The sequence below is a fragment of the Stenotrophomonas maltophilia genome (assembly GCF_047782825.1).
Taxonomy (GTDB): domain Bacteria; phylum Pseudomonadota; class Gammaproteobacteria; order Xanthomonadales; family Xanthomonadaceae; genus Stenotrophomonas.
Genome location: NZ_CP180589.1, coordinates 4621107 through 4643084, shown reverse-complemented (window position 1 = coordinate 4643084; position 21978 = coordinate 4621107). Strand labels below are relative to the sequence as shown.

The window sequence follows — 21978 nt, the reverse complement described above, 5'->3', positions numbered from 1 at the left end:
CACCCTCACGGCACAACAAGGAGATCCCATGCGCCGCACCGCCCCCCCGCTGCTGCTTGCCCTGTCCCTCGCTCTTGGAGCCTCGATGACCGCCCACGCCGCCCCGTCGTCGCCGTCGATCGCCGCCCCGGCCGAAGGCACCCTGCTGAACATCTCGGCCAATGCCGAAGCCACCCGCGTGCCGGACGTGGCCACCCTGTCGGCCGGCGTGGTCACCCAGGCCGCCGATGGCAACAGCGCCATGCGCCAGAACGCCCAGCAGATGGACAAGGTGCTGGCCGCGATCAAGGCCGCCGGCATTGCCGAGCGCGACGTGCAGACCAGCGGGGTCAGCCTCAACCCGCAATACCGCTACGCCGACAACGAAGCGCCGAAGATCACCGGCTACCAGGCCAGCAACACGGTCAGCCTGAAGGTGCGCGACATCGCCAAGCTCGGCAAGGTGCTCGATGCGCTGGCCGCGCAGGGCGCCAACCAGATCAACGGCCCACAGTTCGAGATCGACCAGCCCGAACCGGTCTATGACGAAGCCCGCCTGGCCGCCCTGAAGAAGGCCCAGGCCCGTGCCCAGACCTATGCGAAGTCGCTGGGGCTGCAGGTGCGCCGCATCGTCAGCATTTCCGAGAACAGCAACGGCGGCTTCCGCCCGATGCCGATGATGCGGGCCATGGCCGCCGGCGCGGCGATGGACAAGGCCACCCCGGTCGCCCCGGGTGAATCGACCGTCTCGGTCAACCTGGACGTGGTGTTCGAACTGGGCCACTGACCGCGGGCGCTGCCCGCCCCTGAACGCGGCGCCCCCTGGGGCGCCGTTTTCATTTGCGGGCAGCCGGCTGGGCCGTGCAGATGAAGCCCAGCCCAACGGCATGGCCCCTGCCTCTAGGCAGTGGCCGGGGCCCGGCGCTAATGATTGACTGCCAGCCGCGTGCGGCAACCCCGATGGCGGCCCTGGTGCGTTGAGGACTTCGTCACTGGCATGGAGGTGGACCATGGTTCGTACGTATCCCGTTGTACCGCTGCAGTTCGATCCCGCCCGCGTTGCCGCCTGGAGCGCGGCCATCGCCCTGCACCTGCTGGCCTTCCTGTTGCTGCTGATCCCGGCAACCTACCAGGCCGTTACCGCACTGCCCCGCGACAACACCGAAGTAAGGCTGATCCCCAAGGAGGAACCGAAACCGCCGGAGCCGACCCCGGTGCCGCCGGAGCTGGTCCAGGTGAAGGTCGACCCCAAGCCGAAGACCACGCCGATGGTCGTCCCGCCGCTGCCCACCCCCACCGCTACGCTGGAAGAGGCCCAGGGCATCATCCTGCCGGCGGCCGAACCCACCGCGGTGCAGGCCACCCCGGCCCTGGAGCCCGGCACGCCGGTCACCGGCGCGCAGCTGCAGTACCGCAGCGCCCCGCCGCCGGCCTACCCGGTACCGGCCCTGCGCAACCACGAGCAGGGCACCGTCCTGCTGCGGGTGGAGGTCGACCCCAGCGGCCAGCCGGTGAACGTCAGCATCGAGCGCAGCAGCGGCTCGCGCAGCCTGGACCAAGCCGCCCGCCAGCAGGTCCTGCGGCACTGGCGCTTCGTCCCGGCCGAGCGTGACGGCACCGCCGTGCCGGCCATCGGCATGGTGCCGGTGCAGTTCTCCCTGCCCGATTGAGCCCCCCGCCGGCCCGGTGCCATGCCGGGCCGGCCCCTGCTGGAGGGGTCAGGTCAAGGCCGTTCACGCCAAAACCTTTCGCCCCAGTCCAAATTTCGTTACGAATTAAGTAAATCTTCACGCCTCCGTCACCTGCCAGAAACCTAGATTGACGCGTCCCGGGACACACCGGTGACCGCCCTCAATGCTCGAGTTTTCCAGTCAGGAGAGAAGCTGTGAAACACCCGATCCAACGGCCCGCCAGCCGCCGCCAAAACCACCTGGCAACGTCCATCACCCATATCCTCGCCGGCAGCGCCATGCTGCTGGTCGGCGCCGTGGCTTCCTCCTCTGCGTTCGCACAGGAACAGGCCACCAACCTTGACCGGATCACCGTTACCGGTTCGAACATTCCGCGCACCAACACCGAAACGCCGTCGCCGGTGCAGGTGGTGACCCGCCAGGAAATCGATCGCACCGGCAAGACCACGGTGGCCGAATACCTGCAGACGCTGACCGCCGACGGCGCCGGCTCCATTCCCAAGACCTTCGGCAACGGCTTCGCCGGTGGCGGCGCGGGCATTTCGCTGCGCGGCCTCGGTGCCGGTTCGACCCTGGTGCTGTTGAACGGCCGCCGCATGGCGACCTACGGCCTGGCCGATGACGGCCAGAAGGTGTTCACCGACCTCAGCACCATTCCGCTCGACGCCGTCGAACGCGTGGAAGTGCTGAAGGACGGCGCCTCGGCCATCTACGGCTCCGACGCCATCGCCGGCGTGGTCAACATCATCCTGCGCAGCGACTTCCAGGGCGCGATCCTGCGTGGTTCCTACGGCGTGTCCGGTGATGGTGATGGCGATGCCAAGAAGGCCACGCTGACCGCCGGTACCGGCGACCTGGCCAGCGATGGCTGGAACGCGTTCTTCAGCCTGGACGTCGGCAAGTCCGACGCCATCAAGATCAGCGACCGCAAGAACCGCAAGTGGATCGGCACCGGCGATATCCGTCGCTGGGGCTACGACGCTGCGGATGCGCAGTTCCTGGGCGGCGCCTACCTGTCCGGCGGCACCGCCGGCGGCACCGGCCCGAACGGTTCGGTGTTCGACAACACCGGCCACCTGGTCGCCCTGCCGGGCTGTGCCGGCGTGAGTACCATTCCGGGGCAGACCGATGCCACCGCGCAGGCGCAGGGTTGCCTGTGGGATCCGGCGCAGCAGTACCGCGACCTGAGCCCGGAAGAGAAGTACGTCAACGTGTTCGGCCGTGCCAGCTTCGCCTTCGGTGAAGGCGGCGAGGTCTACACCGAGATCGGCTACTCGAAGAAGGAAACCATCTTCAGCAACACCCCGTCCGGCGTGTCCGGCGGCTGGGGCTACCCCGGCGGCCCGGTCAACGCCAACAGCGGCCCGGGTGCCACCCAGCTGTATGCCGGCCACCCGGACAACCCGCTGCCCTACGCTGCGCGCCTGCGCTACAGCGCCTGGGACGTGGGCCCGCGCGTGACCAACAACACCAACGAGTTCAACCGCTTCCTGGTGGGCGTGAAGGGCAACTGGGGTGAGTGGAGCTACGACACCGCCTACCTGCATTCGGGCACCGACCTGGTCAACAAGCGTACCGGCTTCCTGAACTACGACGCCGTGCGCTGCGTGCTGGGCAACCCGGCCTGCCCGTACGGCACCTGGCGCATCGGCGACAACGCGTCGCAGACGCCGCAGTCGGTGTACGACGCGATCAGCCCGACCATCAGCGCCCGCGCCAAGTCCAGCCTGGACATGTTCGACTTCACCATCTCGCGCAGCCTGATGGACCTGAAGGGCGGCCCGCTGGGCCTGGCGTTCGGTACCGAGTGGCGCAAGACCAGCAACAGCCTGACCCCGCAGACCTTCACCGACGTCGGCCAGATCATCGGTCTGGGCTACTCGGCCTATGACGGCACCCAGAACGTGTACGCCGGCTACGCCGAACTGTCCGCGCCGGTGCTGGAATCGTTGGAACTGTCCGGCGCCGTGCGTTACGACAAGTACGAAAGCGGTGAAGGCAAGGCCACGCCGAAGCTGGGCGTGAAGTGGACCCCGGCCGACTGGATCGCCCTGCGCGCCAGTTACGCCGAAGGCTTCCGCGCGCCGAACCCGGCCGAAAACGGTGACGGTGGCCTGGCTGCCTTCTCCAACGCCCGCGATCCGGTGCGCTGCGCCATCGATCCGGCCAACGAGTGCACCGCGCGCTCGGTGGCGATCATCACCCGCCCGAACAAGGACCTGAAGCCGGAAGAGTCCAAGAGCTACTCGGTGGGTATCGTGCTGCAGCCGACCTCCACCACCTCGCTGACCGTTGACGCCTGGGAAATCAAGCGCACCAACGAAATCGCCCAGGGCAGCACCGCTGACGCGATCGCCGCCGGCAACGTGCTGCGTGATGCCAACAACATCGGCGGCGTGGCCAACAGCGGCACCATCCTGGCGGTCAACACCGCGTACGTGAACGCCAACTCCTCGCGTGTCCGCGGTATCGACACCGACGTGCGCCAGACCTTCGACCTGGGTCCGGGCCAGCTGGAGATGGACCTGCAGTGGAGCCACATCCTGAAGTTCGAGCGTACCGAGGGTGACACCACCGTCGACTACGTCGGTACCCACGGCAACTGCGATGTGACCAACTGCATCGGCACCCCGCAGGACAAGATCAACTTCGGCACCACCTGGAAGCAGGGGCCGTGGAGCGTCAGCGGCGTGGTCAACTACATCGACAGCATGGAGAACAAGGATCGCCGCGGTGGCGACTACCTGGCCTTCTACGAAGACGGTACGCCGGTGAAGAAGATCTCCTCCTTCACCACCTTCGACCTGTCCGGCCGCTGGAACATCACCGACGCCTTCGAACTGAACGCATCGGTGCAGAACGTGTTCGACCGCATCGCCCCGCTCGACCCGAGCACCTACGGCGCGGTCAACTACAACCCGCTGCACTTCAGCGGCGCGATCGGCCGTTACTTCACCGTCGGCGCCAAGTACACCTTCAACTGATCCACGAAGGTTCTGCACCTGCAAAGGCCCGGGCATCCGCCCGGGCCTTTGCTTTTGCTGGAACGGTAGAGTCGAGCCTGCGCGCGGCGGGTCGTCCACCGCCGCCGAACATGGGTTCGGCCCTACAAAGGCGCGGGCAACATGCCGATATCGCGCATCCACCGTTCGGCCAGGTGTGGCCATTCCGCCACCGGCGCGTCCTTCACCCGCAGGCCGAAGGCATGGCCACCACGCGCGAACAGGTGCATCTCCACCGGTACCCGCGCGTCGATCAGCGCGCGGTAGTAGGCCAGTGATTCGCGCACGTCATCGGTGGCGTCATCGGTAGCCTGCACGATGAACGTCGGCGGCACTGCGTCATCCACGGCAATGTCATCGACCAGGGACAGGCCGTGTGCATGCCCCGCCCACAGATGCCCGGAATACATCACCATCGCGAAATCCGGGCGGCTCGGCTGCGCATCCGCAGCATCGACCGGACTGTAGCTGCGCTGTGCGTGCGTGCTCAGTCCGGCGACCACATGGCCGCCGGCCGAAAAACCGATCACCCCCACCCGCTTCGGATTGATGCCCCAGCGCCCGGCCTGCGAACGCAGCAGGCCCATCGCGCGCTGAGCATCCTGCAGCGCCATCGGCACGGCAGGAATATCGCGGCAGTTGCAGTCCGGGTCCCAGTTGGGTCCGGATGCCGGTACGCGGTACTTCAGCAGCGCGCAGGTAATGCCCTGCGCGGTCAACCAGTCACAGATCTCGCTGCCCTCCAGGTCCATCGCCAACACACGGTAGCCTCCGCCGGGCACGACCATCACCGCGGCACCGTTGCCGCCGTCCTTCGCGGGAAACACGGTCAACGTCGGCAGTGCCACGTTCTGCAGCATCGCCCAGCGTTCGCCGCTGCCTTTGGACGTTGCGTCGCGGACCTGTTCGGGGCCTTTCAGTTTCGGCGGTGCCATCACCTTGCCATCCGGCCACAGTGGCATTTCCGTGGTGCCCTGCGGCGGCTGCCACGTGGCCGGTGCCGCCATTGCAGCGAAGGGAAGCAACGCAAGCACCATCGGAACCGCCACGGCAAACGCACGCATGTCCAACCTCCGTATTGATGGACGTGGAGTGTAGAGCCGGGCCTGCCCGGCTGCATGCACCCTCAGCTTTCGACCAGCACCCGCTCGCCGGTCACCTGCCATCCAGACCGCGTGCGCAGCAGAAGGTACAGGCTGTGCCTGCCGTGACGCGCGCCTTGCGCGAAGGCGACGAACATCAGTGCCTGGCGGCCATCGACCGATACCACCGGCTGCGCGATCCACATCAGGCCAGCACTGTGCGGGTAGGTGCGATGGAAGCCTGCCCAGTCCGGCCAGTCGGACACCTGGGCGAGGGTCGCGCTGGATACCGGCACCACACCCGCAAGCGCAGGCAGTTCCAGCTCAGCGGCGACCGCGTTGTGGTCATGCAATGCGCGCCGCAGCGATGCGGGTGCGAACGCATCGAACGCCGCGGCTCCCACATCCGTATCGATGCGGTAATCACAGGTGCTGGCCGCGTTGCAGGCGGTACGGTCCAGCAGGACCACCGGCGCCGGCCTGCCGCCCCCTGTGCCGCGCGTGGCCAGCCTGCCCTGTGCGATCACCCCCTGCAGCAGTGCCGCCGTCTCCATCGCTGTGGCCACGCGCGGCGCGGCAGGACGGCGAAGACGTGACTTGCTCACAGCCAGACAAGGCTGCACAGGCAACCCACGCCATCAACAACACACGAAGGCTTTGCATCGGGCATTCCATGCCGTGGGCCAGGCCATGATCATCGCCGCACGCAACGCAAAAAAAAACCTGCATCTCGCGATGCAGGTTTTTCAAGGTGGCGCCCGAAGTTGGACTCGAACCAACGACCCCCTGATTAACAGTCAAGTGCTCTAACCGGCTGAGCTATTCGGGCAGACGACCAGTATAACCACTCTTCACGCGCGATGGTAGGGGTGATTGGCAATCATTGCCGCAGCGCGATACAGCTGCTCGGCCACCACCAACCGCACCAGCATGTGCGGCAGGGTCAACGGGCCGATCGACCACTTCTCGTCCGCCAGCGCGGACACTTCCGGCGAATGCCCTTCCGGGCCGCCGATCAGGAATGCCAGGTCCCTGCCCTGCCCGCGCCAGTGTTCCAGGCGCTGGGCCAGCTGTTCGGAGCTGAGCTGGCGGCCCGGCACATCCAGCGCGACGACATAGGCATTCTTCGGCAGCGCAGCGATCACCCGCTTGCCTTCGTCCTCGGTGGCACGGCGCGCATCGCGGCCCTTGCCGCGCAGGCCAGGTTCGATTTCCACCAGTTCGAACGGCAGCCAATGCGACAGCCGCTTCTGGTATTCGGCGAAGCCCTGCGCGACCCAGCTGGGTGCGCGTTCACCGGTGGCGATCAGGCGGGCTTTCATCAACGGTTCTCCAAAACGTCGACGGCGCCATCGGCGCCGTCGAAGGGGTGCATCAACGCGTGGCTCAGGCCACTTCGTCGTCGCTGGGCGGCGGCTGGTCGCCGACCGTCCACAGGCGCTCGAGGGCGTAGAACTCGCGCACGCGCGGCAGCATGACGTGGACGATGATGTCGCCCAGGTCGACCAGCACCCACTCGGCTTCGCGCTCGCCTTCCACGCCCAGCGGCATCACGTCGATGTTCTTGGCGAAGCGCACGACTTCATCGGCGATCGACTTGACGTGGCGGGTCGAGGTGCCCGAAACGACGATCATGTAGTCGGCAACGCTGGACCGGCCGCGCACGTCGATCTCGACCAGGTCCTTGGCCTTCAGGTCTTCGGTGGCTTGGCGGACGCTGGCCAGCAGCTGCGGCACGGAGGGCGGCGGGCTGGGCAGATCGACCTTGATGGTCTGGGGCTGGGTCTGGTTGCTCAAAGTGGATCGACTCGATAAACGTAGGGGCGATTATACGGGCTGGGCGCGCTTGCGCCATTCACGGTGTACCGGGGCGGTACAGGCCCTGCCCGGCCACGTAGTCGGCCACGGCCGGTGGCAGCATGGCCCGCCATGGCCCGGCGGCGGCAATCTGGCTGCGCACGGCACTGGCCGATTCCTCGCGCAGCGGGTGGTGCAGGCGCAGGACACGTCCTGCGGGCGCGGCGAACAGGGCCTGCTCGCTGTCGGCCCAGCGCCCTTCCAGGGCCTGGCCCAGCTCGCCCGCGACCGCCGCCCGCAGGGGGCTGCCGGGGCGCTCGGCCACGATGAAGTGGGCCAGCCCGAACAGCGCCTGCCATTCATGCCAGCTGGACAGGGCCAGCAGGCTGTCGGCGCCGACCAGCCAGGCCAGCGGCCGGCTCGGCCCCAGTTCGCCACGCAGTTCGCGCAGGGTATCGACGGTGTAGGACGGGCGGCCGGGATGGCGGGCGGCGCGATCCAGCTCGCGCCGGTCCAGCAGCAGGCCCGGCTCGTCACCAATGGCCAGCGACAGCATGCGGCAGCGCTGCTCGGCAGTGGCGCCGGGGGCAGCACGATGCGGCGGATCGGCCGCCGGCAGCATGCGCACGGCCACCTGCAGTTCGTCGCGTGCGGCACGCGCGATGGCCAGATGGCCCAGGTGCACCGGATCGAAGGTGCCCCCGTAGTAGATCCGCAGGCTCATCACTCAGGCCCGCGCGAGCAGGCGCACGGCACGGGCTTCAGCCACGGCCACCAGCAGGCGTTCCAGGGCCAGCCAGGCGTCACCGTCGGCGCGCCCCTTGGCGATGCGGTCGACCAGACCGGCCTCGGCCACGAAACGTTCCCAGCGCTTGCCTTCCGGGTGCCGCTGCAGCGCGCGCTTGTAAGGCGCCTGCCGCGATTCCCAGATGCCGCGCGATTTCATCTCGGCGGCCAGATTGCCCCCCCGGGCCTGTACCCGCGCCAAGGCGGCACCGGCCAGCAGCTCGCGGATCACGATCGGCATCAGCGCGGCCACGGCCTCGCCTTCGCCGCGCAGGCCGGCCAGCATGCGCAGCACGGCCTGGGGCTGGCCGGAGAAGGTCGCCTCGACCAGACGGAACACGTCGTAGCGCGCGGCGTCCGCCACCAGCGACTCCATGCGCTCCACATCCAGCGCCTGGCCATCGGCCAGCAGCGCCAGCTTGTCGATCTCCTGGGCCGCGGCCAGCAGGTTGCCTTCCACGCGTTCGGCCAGGCGCTGCACCGCTGCGCCATCGGCACGCAGGCCCTTGCTGCGCAGGCGGCGCTCGATCCAGTCCGGCAGTTCGTGCGGCTTGATCGCCCAGGCCACCGACAGCACGCCGACGCGGTTCACCGCCTCGGCCCACTTGCCCTGGTGTGCCTTGCTCCATTCGTTGGCGGTGATCATCAGGATCACGTCCGGCGCCGGATTGGCGCAGAACTGGCTGATCACCTCGGCCCCTTCCTTGCCTGGCTTGCCGTTGGGCAGGCGCACTTCCACCAGGCGCCGCGCACTGAACAGGCTGGGCGCGTTGAAGCTGGCGTCGAGCTGGTTCCAGTCGAAATCACGGCCGTCGGCGTCGAAAACCTCGCGTTCGTCGATGCCGGCGGCGCGGGCGCGGGCGCGCACCGCATCGGCGGCCTCCAGCACGCGCAGGGTTTCCGGGCCGGCGATCAGGTATACCGGCGCCAGCGCGGTGTCACCGCTCTGGCTGGCCAGCTGCTCCGGTCGCAGTTCCATCGTCTACGGCAGCTCAGGGCTTGACCGGTGCCGGCACGGCCGCCGGCTCGCCATCCACCGGCTGGGCCGGCTTCGGCGCGGACAGGCTGCCGCCCCGCTCCAGCTCGGCACGCACCACGCTGTCGATGCGGCGGATGATCGAGGCGGACATTTCCCGGCGCAGTTCGTTGGCCAGGATCTCGCGTTCGGTGGTGGTACCGGTGGCGTCGGTCGGCGGCGACACGTAGTCGCGCGACAGTTCGATCACCTGCTGCGGCACCAGCTCGCTGCCGTCTTCGCGGCGGAAGATGAAGATGACCGCATAGCGCAGGCTGTATTCCTGCGCACGGCCCTGTGCATCGATGGCGATGGGCAGGTCACCCCAGCGCTCGGACAGCACCTGCAGCTGTGCTGCCGGGTCCTTGCTGTCCTCATCGGCCAGCTTCGCACCGGACGCCAGCAGGCTGCGGTTCAACAGTTTGACCAGCTCGCTGTAGGGCGCGGTGGACACCACCTTCACCGGCGCGGTGTCGGTCGGCAGCATCAACTTGTTGCGCAGGTGGAAGCCACAGCCGGCAAGGCCGAGGACAAGAACGAGGGCAAGCAGAATTCGGGTCATGGGAACAGTCTGGCGGAGCCGGGCGATCACGGCAACAGACAGCGTGCCCGAGGACGCGTGAACGCAGGGCCATCGGCACGTGGCCGTGGCATGGCGACAACGCACCGGCCGCCAGGGCGGCGGCCGGTGCCGGGTGCATCAGGCAGCGACGATGTTCACGATCTTGCCGGGGACGATGATGATCTTGCGCACCGTCAGGCCTTCCAGGAACTTGGCGGTGTTCGGCTCGGCCAGGGCCAGTGCCTCGACCTGTTCGCGCGGGGCATCGGCAGCCACCTCGATCGTGCCACGCAGCTTGCCGTTGACCTGCACGGCCAGGGTCAGCGCATCACGCACCAGCGCGCCGCTGTCGGCCTGCGGGAACGGCTGGTCTTCCAGCAGGGTCTGGCCATGGCCCAGCACCTGCCACAGGGTGTGGCTGGCGTGCGGGGTGATCGGGTTGAGCAGCAGCACCACGGCCTGCAGCGCTTCCTGGCGCACCGCACGACCCTGCTCGCTGGCATCGTCGAACTTGGCCAGCGCGTTCATCAGTTCCATCACCGCGGCAATGGCGGTGTTGAAGCTGTGGCGGCGGCCGTAGTCGTCGCCCACCTTGCCGATGGTCTCGTGGGTCTTGCGGCGCAGCGCCTTCTGGTTGGCGTCCAGCGCGGATACGTCCAGCGCCGGGGCCACACCTTCAGCGGCGTGCTTGTGCACCTGTGCCCACAGGCGGCGCAGGAACCGGGCCATGCCTTCGACGCCGGCTTCGTTCCACTCCAGCGACTGTTCCGGCGGCGCGGCGAACATCGAGAACAGGCGCACGGTGTCGGCGCCGTACTTGCCGACCATCGCCTGCGGGTCCACGCCGTTGTTCTTCGACTTGGACATCTTCTCGGTGCCACCGACCACCACCGGCTGGCCGTCGGCGATCAACGTGGCGCCGGTGATGCGGCCGCGCTCGTCGCGCTGCACGTCCACGTCGGCCGGGTTGATCCAGTCCTTCGAGCCATCCGGGTTCGGGCGATAGTAGGTTTCGGCGATCACCATGCCCTGGCACAGCAGGTTGCGCGCCGGTTCGTTGCTGTCCACCATCCGCGCGTCACGCAGCAGCTTGTGGTAGAAGCGGAAATACATCAGGTGCAGGATCGCGTGCTCGATGCCACCGATGTACTGGTCCACCGGCAGCCAGTAGTTGCCGCGCTTGTCGACGGCATCACGGGCACCCGGCGAGGTGTAGCGGGCGTAGTACCAGCTCGACTCCATGAAGGTGTCGAAGGTGTCGGTCTCGCGCTCGGCCGCGCCGCCGCAGTCCGGGCAGGTGGTCTTGCGCCATTCCGGGTCGGTCTTGATCGGCGAACCGGTGCCCGAGAACGCCACGTCCTCCGGCAGCACCACCGGCAGCTGTTCTTCCGGCACCGGCACCGCGCCGCACTTGGCGCAGTAGATCACCGGAATCGGGCAGCCCCAGTAACGCTGGCGGCTCACGCCCCAGTCGCGCAGGCGGTAGTTCACGCGGCGCTGGCCCTGGGCCTTGCGCTCGAAGCGTTCGGCCAGCGCTTCGAAGGCGCCCTGGAAATCCAGGCCATCGAATTCGGCCGAGTTGACCAGTTCGGTCTGGCGGCTCTTGTCGCTGTACCAGTCCTGCCAGCGGGTGGCGTCCCAGCTGCGCTCATCGTCGTTGCGCGCATCCTTCAGGGCGATGACCTGCACGATCGGCAGACCGTACTTGTTGGCCACCTCGTTGTCGCGCTGGTCGTGGCCGGGAACGGCCATCACCGCGCCGGTGCCGTAGCCCATCAGCACGAAGTTGGCGACCCACACCGGCACCTGTTCGCCGGTGACCGGATGGATGGCGCGCAGGCCGGTATCCATGCCGCGCTTTTCCTGGGTTTCCAGTTCGGCTTCGGACACGCCGCCCTGCTTCAGGTCGGCCAGCAGTGCAGCCAGTTCCGGGTTGTTCTTCGCCGCGTGCAGCGCCAGCGGGTGCTCGGCGGCAATCGATACGAAGGTCACGCCCATCACCGTGTCCGGGCGGGTGGTGAACACGCGCAGCGGATCCAGCGCGCCGCCATCGACGTCACGCACGTCGAACTGGATTTCCAGGCCTTCGGAACGGCCGATCCAGTTGCGCTGCATGGTCTTGACCGATTCCGGCCAGCCGTCCAGCTCGTCCAGGCCGTCCAGCAGTTCCTGGGCGTAATCGGTGATGCGCAGGAACCACTGCGGGATCTCGCGCTTTTCCACCAGCGCGCCGGAACGCCAGCCGCGGCCGTCGATCACCTGCTCGTTGGCCAGCACGGTCTGGTCGACCGGGTCCCAGTTCACCACCGCATTGCGGCGGTAGGCCAGGCCCTTGCGCATCAAGCGGGTGAACATGCGCTGCTCGTGGACGTAGTAGTCCGGGCGGCAGGTGGCGAACTCGCGCGACCAGTCGATGGCGTAGCCCAGCGACTTCAGCTGGGTGCGCATGTGGTCGATGTTCTTGTAGGTCCACGCCGCCGGCGCGGTCTTGTTCTTGATCGCGGCGTTTTCCGCCGGCAGCCCGAACGCGTCCCAGCCCATCGGCTGCAGCACGTTGTGGCCGGTCATGCGCTTGTAGCGGCTGATCACGTCGCCGATCGTGTAGTTGCGCACGTGGCCCATGTGCAGCGCACCGGACGGGTACGGAAGCATCGACAGGCAGTAGTACTTCGGCTTGTCCGAGGTTTCGTCGACCTCGAAGGCACGGGTGGCGTCCCAGAAGCTCTGGGCGGCGGATTCAACCTGCTGCGGGTCGTAGGCGATGGGTTCAGCGCTGGTCATGGAACACGCGGATGCGGCGGCAAAGCGGTACAGCGTACCGCAGTGCGGCAAACGTCTCCAATCCTGCCCCGCAAAGCCCCGTACGACGGTCGCCGGGCGCCGGTCTCAGCGCGCGCGCGACAGCGGCAGGACGCCCGCCAGCCAGACCGCCCAGCAGGCAAAGGCCAGCCGCTGCGCCGTCGGCGCGGGCAGCGCGCCCTGCAGGACGAACGCGGCCAGGCCGGCCAGCACGCCACAGGCCAGGGCCAGCCCACCCAGCGCCCGCCCCTGCGGCGCGCGCAGACGGCCGGCCGCCAGCATCAGCGTGCCGACCACGAAGCCCAGCACCCAGATCATCCAGGCGCTGGCGTGCAGCTGGCTGGCACGCCCATGCAGGTCGTCCACGTCCAGCGGCAGCAGGCCCATGGCCGCAAAGGCCAGGCCCGCCAGCACCAGCATCTGGCTGCCAACCCGTGCCGGCCAGCCCGCGCCCACCGGCAGGTGCCGGCGCAGGCGCTCGGCCACGATGGCCGCCAGCAGCCCCGGCAGCACCAGCCCCAGCAGGTTGAAGGCCAGCGCATGCGGCACGCCCTGCGCGCCCAGCAGGGCCACCGGATGGCGGGCCTGCGCATAGCCGTCCAGCCCGGCCCCGAAGCCGGCCACGGCCAGCACGAACAGCAAGGCGGCCAGCAGCCCCAACCAACGATCAAGCCAGAGCACGGACATCGCGCCGTTCCACCTGTAATGAATGACCTGCGCATTGTCGCCGCCCCGCAGGCGGGCCGCCAACCCGCAGCGCACACGGCCGCCGGGTGTGAGCGCAGGGTTGAGACCGACACGGATCGACACCATAGAATCGGTCTCCAGTTTCCAGGCGATACCTCCCCCATGACCGAAACGACGACACACGTATTCGACGCCACCACCGCGACCTTCGAAGCCGAAGTCCTGCAGAAGTCGCTGCAGACCCCGGTGCTGGTGGATTTCTGGGCAACCTGGTGCGGCCCGTGCAAGACCCTGGGCCCGATGCTGGAAAAGCTGGCGGCCGAGTACAACGGCGCCTTCGAGCTGGCCAAGGTCGATGTCGACGCCGAGCAGCAGATCGCCGCCGCCTTCCAGATCCGCTCGGTGCCCACCGTGTTCCTGGTCAAGGGCGGCCAGCTGGTGGACGGTTTCCCCGGTGCCATCCCCGAAGGCCAGCTGCGTGAGTTCCTGGCCCAGCACGGCATCGTGCCGGCCGACATCGGCGACACGGTGGCCGAAGACGAAGCGCCGCTGGACCCGCAGGCGCAGGTGGACGTGCTGCGTGCGCAGATTGCCGCCGAGCCGGACAAGGACGAGCTGAAGCTGGACCTGGCCCTGGCCCTGCTGCAGGTGGGTGGCGTGGACGAGGCCGGCACGCTGATCGACGCCCTGCCCGCCAACCTGGCCACCGATGACCGCGCCGTGCGCGCCCGCGCCCGCCTGGCCTTCGCCACCGCGCTGAAGGATGCGCCCTCGGCTGACGCCCTGGACGCGCGCATCGCGGCCGATGGCAAAGACCTGCAGGCCCGCCACCTGCGCGGCGTGCAGCTGCTGCTGGGCGGCCACGACGAGGCCGCGCTGGAACAGTTCCTGGAGATGCTGCGGATCGACCGCACCTTCGCCGAAGGGCTGCCGCGCAAAGTGCTGATCGATGCCTTCAACGTCATCACCGACGAGGACCTGGTCGGTCGCTACCGCCGCAGGATGGCCTCGCTGCTGTTCTGAACGTGACCGGCACTCGTTCAGAAACCCTGCACTGAACGCGGGCAATAATGCGCCCGGTGGCGGCCGTGCGGCCGCCACGATCCGTTCGGGGGGATGAGGTCGGGGCCATGGGGTCTTGCAGCTGCACCCCCGCATAGCCGGGACCGCATTCCGTGACCGTAGGCCGTTCACCGTCTTTCATCGCACGCTTCTTCGCAGCACTGCTGTGCGCCCTGGCCCTGCTGCCGGGCGTGGCCGCCTCGCAGGACTGGAACTACCGGGTCCGCCCCGGCGACACCCTGTGGGACCTGGGCGGGGTGTACCTGAAAGCCGATGTGCCGTGGCAGCAGCTGCAGCAGCACAACCGCATCGACAACCCCTACCGCCTGCCGCCCGGCCAGCTGCTGCGTTTCCCGATCAGCTGGCTGCGGGTGGAGCCGGCCCCGGCCCGGGTACTGGCGGTACGCGGCAAGGTCGAACTGGCCGCCGCTGACGGCAGCGCCAACCGCGCCCTGCAGGCCGGTGAACAGCTGCACATCGGCGATACCGTGCAGACCGCCGGTGATGCCAGCGCCACGCTCGAATTCGCCGATGCCTCGCGCCTGCAGCTGCGCGAGCACTCGCGCCTGCGCCTGGACCAGCTGAGCCGATACGGCCATACCGGCATGGTCGACACCCGCATGCGCCTGCAGCAGGGCCGCGCCAGCAACCGTGTCACGCCGGCGCGCGGCCCCGCCTCGCGTTACATCATCGATGCGCCCTCGGCCACCAGCAGCGTGCGCGGCACGGTGTTCCGGGTAAGTGCCGGCGGCAGCACCCAGGGTGGGAGCCCGCAGATCGGCGCCACCGAAGTACTGGAAGGCAAGGTGCAGGTTGGCAACACGCATGGCCAGCGCCTGGTGCGCCCGGGCCAGGCCAGCCGCAGCAGCACCGCCGATGCAGCGCCCGAAGCGGCGTCCACCCTGTTGCCGGCCCCGCGGCTGCTGGCCGATGCCAGCCGGCTGGCACCGCTGCCGTCGATGCTGGCCTGGGAGCCGGTCGCCGGTGCAGACCATTACCGGATTGAAGTGGTGCAGGCGGCCACGCCGGAAATCCTGCTGTTTGCTGCCACTACCGCCGACACCCGGCTGACCATTGGCGACCTGCCGGCCGGCGCCCTGCGCCTGCTGCTGCGCGCGGTCGATGCGCAGGGCGTGGAGGGCCTGGATGCCAGCGCCGATTTCCTGTTGAGCGACCAGCCCCCGCCGCCGCTGACCGTCTCGCCCCTGCACGCCCAGGCGGTCAACAGCGACCGCCCGCGGTTCCGCTGGAGCCAGGCCCCGGGGGCCAGCAGCAGCGTGCTGCAGATCGCCGATGAACCGATGTTCCTGCAGCCGCTGCAGGAACAGGCCGCCACCGGCACCGACCTGCGCCTGGCCACGCCGTTGCCGCCCGGCCAGTACTTCTGGCGCGTGGCCTCGCGCGATGGCCAGGGCCACCAGGGCCCTTATGGCCAAGCACTGCCGCTGCAGCTGACCGACGAACCGGTCGACCCGGCCCTGCTGCCGCCCGAAGCCGCCGACGGTGAACTGACCCTGCGCTGGCAGGCCGGCAGCGCTGGCCAGCGTTACCGCGTGCAGGTCGACCGCCGCGGCGATTTCAGCGCTCCACTGGTCGATGAAACGCTGGACCAGCCGCAGGTGAGCTTCAAGCGGCCCTGGAGCGGCACCCTGCACATCCGCGTGCAGTACATCGATGACGACGGCCACGCCGGCCCGTTCTCGCCGGCCCAGCAGGTCAAGCTGCCCTGCCGCCTGTGCTACGGCGCCGGCGGTGGCGCCCTGCTGCTCTGGCTGCTGCTGTGAGGCGCTCGCCCCTGCCCTGGTCGCAACGGATCCTGCTGGCCCTGCTGGCCGGCATCGGCACGGTCGTGGCCAGCCATGGCCAGTGGCTGTGGCGGCAGGATGAAGCCGCCTACGACCTGATGGTGGGCGACTGGGACTACCGTCCCGACCCCAGCGTGCTGATCGTGGCCATCGATGAAGGCAGCCTGCAGCGCATCGGCCAGTGGCCGTGGCCGCGTTCGGTGCACGCGCGCCTGCTGGACCGGCTGACCGATGCCGGCGCCGAACGCGTGGCGCTGGACCTGATGCTGTCCGAGCCGGACCGCCGCGACGCGCGCCAGGACGCGGAACTTGCAGCGGCAATCCGCCGCAACGGCCGCGTGGTGCTGCCGGTGCTGGCGGCGCCGGCCGCAGGCGACCGCATGGCCGAAGAACTGCTGCCGATTCCGCTGATTGCCGCCAGCGCCGCCGCCATCGGTCACAGCGATGTGGAAGTGGACGGCGATGGCGTGGCGCGCGGCGTGTACCTGCGCGCCGGCATCGGCCAGGCGCACTGGCCGGCGCTGGGCATGGCCCTGGCCGGCGTCTCGCCCGAGCGCGTGCATGGCCTGCCCGACCCGGATCCCGAGCTGGATTCGCCCTACCAGTGGCGTCGCGATGATTACGTGCGCGTGCGCTACGTCGGCCCGCCCGAACGCCTGCCGCAGGTGTCCTATGCTGACGTGCTCGATGGCCAGGTCGATGCCTCGCTGCTGCACGGCCGGCGCATCGTGGTGGGCATGACCGCCAGCGGCATCGCCCTGCGCGTACTCACCCCCACCACCCGCGAATACTGGATGAGTGGCAGCGAGTACCAGGCCAACATCGCCTCGATGCTGCTGCAGGACAAGCAGATCCACGTACTGCCGCGCGGCTGGCAGGACGTGCTGTCCGGGCTGATGGTGGCGCTGTGCGTGGTGCTGCTGGGCCTGCGACTGCCCTGGGTGGCCGCCCTGTGCTCGCTGCCGCTTGCGCCCCTGCTCAGCTGGCTGCTGCTGCGCGGCGGCAGCCTGTGGTGGGCGCCGGCCAGCGCCCTGCTGGGCGTGCTGCTGGTGCTGACGGTCTGGGCGCTGTGGCGGATCTCCGCCTGGCACCGCCAGGCCAACCGCGATGCCCTGACCGGGCTGGGCAACCGCCTGCGCTTCGAGCAGTCGCTGCAGCAGGAGTGCGATGCGGCCCGGCGCAGCGGCAAGCCGCTGAGCCTGGCCTTGATCGACGTGGACCATTTCAAGCACCACAACGACCGCCACGGCCACCAGGTGGGTGACCGCGTGCTGGGCGACGTTGCGCGCCTGATCAACGCCCATGCCCGGCGGCCGCGCGACATGGCCGCCCGCTACGGCGGCGACGAGTTCGCCCTGGTGCTCCCGGACACCCCCGCCGACGGCGCCCGCCAGGTGGTCGAGGACCTGATTGCCTGCGTCCGCGCCCTGCCCGCACCGGGCGACGGCAGCGGCGCGGCCATCACCCTCACCATCGGCGTCTACACCCGCGTGCCGGACGGCAGCCTGCAGCCCCACCATTTCGTCGAAGGCGCCGACGCCGCGCTGTACCGCGCCAAGGACAACGGCCGCGACGGGTATGTGATCGACGCCCCTCCCTCATCGTAGCGTCGAGCTTGCTCGATTGCCCCGTATCGTCTGGCCGTAGAGTCGAGCTTGCTCGACTGACCTTCGCTACAACAACGGCCAACAACACCAACCCTGCGGATAATCCCCCAGCCGGCAGGCCAACCCCGCTCGCACCGGGTTGCCCAACACATACATGACCTGATGGCGCACATCGCGCTCGTCACGGATCCAGTGATCGTAGTAGCCGCGCTGCCAGACCGCCTGATGCCTGCCCAACCGGGCATTGAGAGCAATCGCCGCCCGCGATTTCAGGGACTGCACGCAGCGGCCCAGTGTCCCTTCACGCAACTGCATGACCCAATGAAAGTGATCCGGCATGACCACCCAGGCAAATGACCGGGTCAGCCCCCTGCTGTCACTGCCTCTGAACTGTGAAATGAGTAGTTCTGCACAGGCCGGGTCTGCAAAGACGGCGCGACGGCCGGCCACCACGCTGGTGATGACGTAGAAGTGGCCGACGGTTGAGGCACGGTGACGCAGAAGCGCGGGACTGGGCATGCCCCCAGCGTGGCTGCTCTTGAGGTCGGCCGCTCTAGGGGAAGACGGAATCTGCCGTCCGTAGAGTCGAGCTTGCTCGACTGGATTTTTCTGACACCGTGCGCAGAGCAGTCGAGCAAGCTCGACTCTACGACCATGGGACCCGGTTATGGCAGTCGAGCAAGCTCGACTTTACGGCCATGGGACCCGGCTATGGCAGTGGGCAAGCTCGACGCTACGGGTTTGGGCGGGGTTCAACATACGCATGCGAATGGTTAGACTCGAGGCCTCGCCCCTGCGCCCCGCCCCCGCATGAAAGCCAGCACCTTCCGCCTCGGCATCAACCTGTGGCCGCCGTTCCTGTTCACCGGCATCCATGTCACCCGCATCACCCCGGACTACCGTCAGATCGAGGTGGAGCTGCGGCTGCGGCCGTGGAACCGCAACTACGTGGGCACCCATTTCGGCGGCAGCCTGTTCGCCATGACCGATCCGTTCTGGATGCTGGGCCTGCTGCATACCCTGGGCCGCGACTACTACGTGTGGGACCGGGCCGGTGCCATCGAATTCCTCAAGCCCGGCCGCGGCACCGTGCGCACCGCCTTCCATATCGACGAGGCGGTGCTGGATGAACTGCGCGCCGAAGCGGCCAACGGCGAAAAGGTGCTGCGCTGGTTCAGCAACGACGTGGTCGACGCGGCCGGTGAGGTGGTCGCACGCGTGCGCAAGCAGGTCTACGTGCGCTTGAAGCCGCACGCACGCGGCAGCGCCGCCTGAGCTACAACGGCACCGACAACATCGGGTCGGCCTTGGCATCGAGGCTGCGGCTCCGCCGTGGCACCTGCAGGCGCGTGCCATCGGCCGACAGCACCGGTGTGCGCGTGGCCGAACGCCATTGCGCCGGCAACCGGGCCAGCGCCTGCGCCGGCCCTTCCGGCTGCTGCCGCAGCCAGCGCTGCGCGCCCAGCAGGCGCAGCCATGCCGCAGTGTCCTGGCTGCGCGCAGCGTAGTCCTGGTAGGCCGGGCCGGAGATGTCACTCAGCGTGCAGCCCACCACGTTGGCCAGGCAGCCGATGTCCCAGCCTTCGCCCACGAAGGTGGCGACCGGCTGGTCGGCCTCCAGCGCCGCAGTGGAACCCGCACCGCAGGCCCAACCGAAATGGGTGGCGATCCGGCCCAGCGTTTTCGCGCGGTCCAGCATCAGGCTGCTGAAGCGCTCCTGCAGGGAGCTGTCGATCGCGCTCCTGTTCAACGCGAACTCGCCCTGCATGGCCCGGCACAGGCTCTGTTCGGCGGCGGCCATCGGCTGCAGCGCATGTTCGCAGGCCGGCGGCAGCGCGTGGTCCGGCGGCAGCTCGGCCAGCATGTCGGCCAGCAGCTGCGCGTTGGTGCGCACCATCGCAGCGCCGATCATGCTGTCGATGAGAGTGTTGCCATCGCGCATCAGGCGCCTGCCCAGCTGCACCGAACGGCAGCTGCCAGCCAGCGCGGCAGGAACATCGCCCTGCACGAAGGCCAGCGCATGCGCACCGCTGCCATCCATCAGGGTCTGGTAGCGCGGCATCGGGAAGAGTCCGGAGGCACCGTCGGGCGTGAACGGGCTATCGAAACGATCACCGTTCGCCAGCGCATCCAGGCGTTCATGCAGGCCGTCATGTCCGGCGTGCGCGGCACGGAACCGCGAAGTCTCCGCGCGCACCCTGGCCAGGCAGCTCTCGCCGGTGGACCGGCAGTAGCCCTGGTTGTCCACCTTCACCGCCGGGTGATCGGCGGCCAGCACCGAAATGTCCATGTCCGGCGCGGTGCGCGCCTGCCAGCGCCGCACATCCTCGGCCAGCGCAGCCTCGCGTTGGGCCGGGTCCAGCCCCTCGAAGGGCAGCGTCCACAGCAACGCGAAATCATTCTTTCCCTGCAGCGGCCGCACGTCTTCCAGCAGGCGCACCTGCTCGCGCTGGGCAGCCGGCAGCGGCCACAGCCGCGACACCGTCCACGCCAGCACTCCCACTGCAACCAGGCCGAGCAGGCCCCACCCCAATCCGCGCAGAATCCTCAACACAGCATCCCTTCCCTGTCGGCCCCACCGTCCAGCGCAGCAGCGTAATCCAGCGCCAGCGACCGCTACAATGCGCCCATGTCGCTCGAAGCCCCCACCCTGGTTCCCCGCCCCTCCCTGCAGCGCCTGTTCCTGACCGGCCTGCTGACCCTGCTGCCGATCTGGCTGACCTGGGTCGTGGTCAAGTTCGTGTTCGTGCTGCTGTCGGGCATTTCCAGCCCGCTGGTGGTGCCGCTGTCCGAACAGATCGCGACCAGTTTCCCGCATTACCTGGGCTGGGTCCGCGCCGAGTGGATCCAGGACACCATCGCCCTGCTGGCCACCCTGCTGGTGATCCTGGCCGTGGGCGTTGCCAGCCGCCGCGTGGTCGGCCAGCGCCTGCTGCGCTGGGTCGGCGCCATCATCAAGCGCATTCCGCTGGCCAGCATCATCTACGACAGCGCCAAGAAGCTGCTGGACATGCTGCAGACCGAACCGGGCAGCACCCAGCGCGTGGTGCTGATCGACTTCCCGCACCGTGACATGAAGTCGGTCGGCCTGGTCACCCGGGTCATCAAGGAACAGGGCACCGACCGCGAACTGGCTGCGGTGTATGTGCCGACCACCCCCAACCCGACCTCGGGTTACCTGGAAATCGTGCCGGTGGAACTGCTCACCCCCACCGACTGGACCGTCGACCAGGCGATGAGCTTCATCATTTCCGGTGGTGCGGTGGCTCCGGCCAGCGTGCCGTTCACCCGCGCCGGCGAACGCGCCGAGTGACCGGCACCCCGGCCACGCCGCACGCGCGGCCACTGCAGGACCGTGCGGTCCTGTTGTTCATCGTGCTGGCTGCGTTCTTCTGCGGCAACGCGGTGCTGGCCGAACTGATCGGGGTGAAGATCTTCGCCCTGGAAGACACCCTCGGCATCGACCCGCTGAACTGGAACCTGTTCGGCCAGACCGGCTCGCTCAGCTTCACCGCCGGTACGCTGCTGTGGCCGGTGGTGTTCATCATGACCGACACCATCAACGAGTTCTTCGGCAAGCGCGGGGTGCGTTTCATCTCGTGGCTGGCGGTGGTGCTGATCGGCTACGGCTTCCTGTTCGCGTTCGCGGCCATCTCGCTGGCCCCGGCCAGCTGGTGGGTCACCTCGATGGATGCGCACGGCGTGCCGGATTACCAGGCGGCGTTCGCGGCGGTATTCGGCCAAGGCATGTGGACCATCGCCGGTTCACTGGTGGCCTTCCTGGTCGGCCAGCTGATCGATGTGGCGGTGTTCCATCGCATCCGCCAGGCCACCGGCGAACGCCACGTGTGGCTGCGCGCCACCGGCTCGACCGCCGTGTCGCAGCTGGTGGACAGCTTCGTGGTGATCTGGATCGCTTTCGTGCTGGGCCCGCAGAAATGGCCGACCTCGCTGTTCCTGGCCGTCAGCAGCGTCAATTACGTGTACAAGATGGCCTTCGCCATTGCCCTGATCCCCTTGCTGTACCTGATGCGGCGTGCAATCACCCGCTACCTGGGCGAACAGCGCGCGGCCGATCTGCGCGCCGCCGCTGCGGCTGACTGA

The 21978-nt window shown here is 68.5% G+C and carries 20 protein-coding genes and 1 tRNA gene; 9 read left to right on the top strand and 12 right to left on the bottom strand.

The features are described from left to right. Positions 1-28: 28 nt before the first annotated feature. From ACM2ZB_RS21220 to ACM2ZB_RS21210, 3 genes are all read left to right on the top strand, one after another. Complete coding sequence (locus ACM2ZB_RS21220; protein ID WP_416056876.1) at positions 29-766, top strand: SIMPL domain-containing protein; 738 nt, start codon at positions 29-31, stop codon at positions 764-766. Positions 767-989: 223 nt separating this feature from the next. Continuing rightward, on the top strand, positions 990-1649 hold the full coding sequence (locus tag ACM2ZB_RS21215; RefSeq protein ID WP_416056875.1) for an energy transducer TonB: 660 nt from the start codon (positions 990-992) through the stop codon (positions 1647-1649). Between the two features lie 215 nt (positions 1650-1864). Then, complete coding sequence (locus ACM2ZB_RS21210) at positions 1865-4654, top strand: TonB-dependent receptor (protein WP_313442582.1); 2790 nt, start codon at positions 1865-1867, stop codon at positions 4652-4654. 122 nt (positions 4655-4776) lie between these two features. Here the strand turns inward: ACM2ZB_RS21210 and ACM2ZB_RS21205 are convergent, their stop codons facing one another. From ACM2ZB_RS21205 to ACM2ZB_RS21160, 10 genes are all read right to left on the bottom strand, one after another. Then, positions 4777-5736, bottom strand: coding sequence for an alpha/beta hydrolase (locus ACM2ZB_RS21205; protein WP_416056874.1), 960 nt, complete (start codon positions 5734-5736; stop codon positions 4777-4779). A gap of 62 nt (positions 5737-5798) precedes the next feature. Then, on the bottom strand, positions 5799-6359 hold the full coding sequence (locus ACM2ZB_RS21200) for a hypothetical protein (protein ID WP_416056872.1): 561 nt from the start codon (positions 6357-6359) through the stop codon (positions 5799-5801). Positions 6360-6506: 147 nt separating this feature from the next. Beyond that, a tRNA-Asn gene (locus ACM2ZB_RS21195) sits at positions 6507-6583 on the bottom strand. Positions 6584-6605: 22 nt separating this feature from the next. Further along, on the bottom strand, positions 6606-7076 hold the full coding sequence (gene rlmH, locus ACM2ZB_RS21190; RefSeq protein ID WP_079222687.1) for a 23S rRNA (pseudouridine(1915)-N(3))-methyltransferase RlmH: 471 nt from the start codon (positions 7074-7076) through the stop codon (positions 6606-6608). Positions 7077-7140: 64 nt separating this feature from the next. Continuing rightward, positions 7141-7551, bottom strand: coding sequence for a ribosome silencing factor (rsfS, locus tag ACM2ZB_RS21185; protein ID WP_313442587.1), 411 nt, complete (start codon positions 7549-7551; stop codon positions 7141-7143). A 58-nt stretch (positions 7552-7609) separates the two neighbouring features. Beyond that, positions 7610-8275: a nicotinate-nucleotide adenylyltransferase gene (gene nadD / locus ACM2ZB_RS21180; RefSeq protein WP_416056871.1), complete on the bottom strand. Its 666-nt coding sequence runs from the start codon at positions 8273-8275 to the stop codon at positions 7610-7612. Positions 8276-8278: 3 nt separating this feature from the next. After that, the gene (gene holA / locus ACM2ZB_RS21175) at positions 8279-9316 is read right to left on the bottom strand and encodes a DNA polymerase III subunit delta (RefSeq protein WP_416056870.1); all 1038 of its coding nucleotides are present in this window, start codon (positions 9314-9316) and stop codon (positions 8279-8281) included. A gap of 13 nt (positions 9317-9329) precedes the next feature. After that, a complete protein-coding gene (gene lptE / locus ACM2ZB_RS21170; RefSeq protein ID WP_416056869.1) occupies positions 9330-9914 on the bottom strand; it encodes an LPS assembly lipoprotein LptE in 585 nt (194 codons plus the stop codon). Between the two features lie 138 nt (positions 9915-10052). Next, complete coding sequence (gene leuS / locus ACM2ZB_RS21165) at positions 10053-12695, bottom strand: leucine--tRNA ligase (RefSeq protein ID WP_416056868.1); 2643 nt, start codon at positions 12693-12695, stop codon at positions 10053-10055. A 105-nt stretch (positions 12696-12800) separates the two neighbouring features. Next, a complete protein-coding gene (locus tag ACM2ZB_RS21160; protein ID WP_416056867.1) occupies positions 12801-13400 on the bottom strand; it encodes a DUF998 domain-containing protein in 600 nt (199 codons plus the stop codon). Positions 13401-13562: 162 nt separating this feature from the next. Between ACM2ZB_RS21160 and trxA the strand changes: the two genes are divergently transcribed. The 3 genes from trxA (at position 13563) to ACM2ZB_RS21145 (ending at position 17874) form a co-directional block, all read left to right on the top strand. After that, on the top strand, positions 13563-14423 hold the full coding sequence (gene trxA, locus ACM2ZB_RS21155; protein ID WP_313442600.1) for a thioredoxin: 861 nt from the start codon (positions 13563-13565) through the stop codon (positions 14421-14423). A 152-nt stretch (positions 14424-14575) separates the two neighbouring features. Next, a complete protein-coding gene (locus ACM2ZB_RS21150; protein WP_416056866.1) occupies positions 14576-16246 on the top strand; it encodes a FecR domain-containing protein in 1671 nt (556 codons plus the stop codon). Beyond that, positions 16243-17874 carry a CHASE2 domain-containing protein gene (locus tag ACM2ZB_RS21145; RefSeq protein WP_416056865.1) on the top strand — a complete coding sequence of 544 codons (1632 nt, stop codon included), beginning with the start codon at positions 16243-16245 and terminating at the stop codon, positions 17872-17874. Before ACM2ZB_RS21150 ends, ACM2ZB_RS21145 begins: the two co-directional genes overlap by 4 nt. A 66-nt stretch (positions 17875-17940) precedes the next feature. On the opposite strand, the gene ACM2ZB_RS21140 is transcribed toward ACM2ZB_RS21145, so the two are convergent. After that, entirely contained in the window at positions 17941-18393 is a 453-nt protein-coding gene (locus tag ACM2ZB_RS21140; RefSeq protein ID WP_416056864.1) for an REP-associated tyrosine transposase, read from the bottom strand. A gap of 291 nt (positions 18394-18684) precedes the next feature. Between ACM2ZB_RS21140 and ACM2ZB_RS21135 the strand changes: the two genes are divergently transcribed. Next, entirely contained in the window at positions 18685-19149 is a 465-nt protein-coding gene (locus tag ACM2ZB_RS21135; protein WP_313442606.1) for a DUF4442 domain-containing protein, read from the top strand. A gap of 1 nt (position 19150) precedes the next feature. Here ACM2ZB_RS21135 and ACM2ZB_RS21130 read toward each other — a convergent pair whose 3' ends face one another. Then, a complete protein-coding gene (locus ACM2ZB_RS21130; RefSeq protein ID WP_416056863.1) occupies positions 19151-20428 on the bottom strand; it encodes a hypothetical protein in 1278 nt (425 codons plus the stop codon). 75 nt (positions 20429-20503) lie between these two features. On the opposite strand from ACM2ZB_RS21130, the gene ACM2ZB_RS21125 reads away from it, so the two are divergent. Both ACM2ZB_RS21125 and ACM2ZB_RS21120 read left to right on the top strand, forming a co-directional pair. Beyond that, positions 20504-21187, top strand: a complete 684-nt coding sequence (locus tag ACM2ZB_RS21125; protein WP_313442610.1) for a DUF502 domain-containing protein — start codon at positions 20504-20506, stop codon at positions 21185-21187. Continuing rightward, a complete protein-coding gene (locus ACM2ZB_RS21120) occupies positions 21184-21978 on the top strand; it encodes a queuosine precursor transporter (protein WP_416056862.1) in 795 nt (264 codons plus the stop codon). Before ACM2ZB_RS21125 ends, ACM2ZB_RS21120 begins: the two co-directional genes overlap by 4 nt.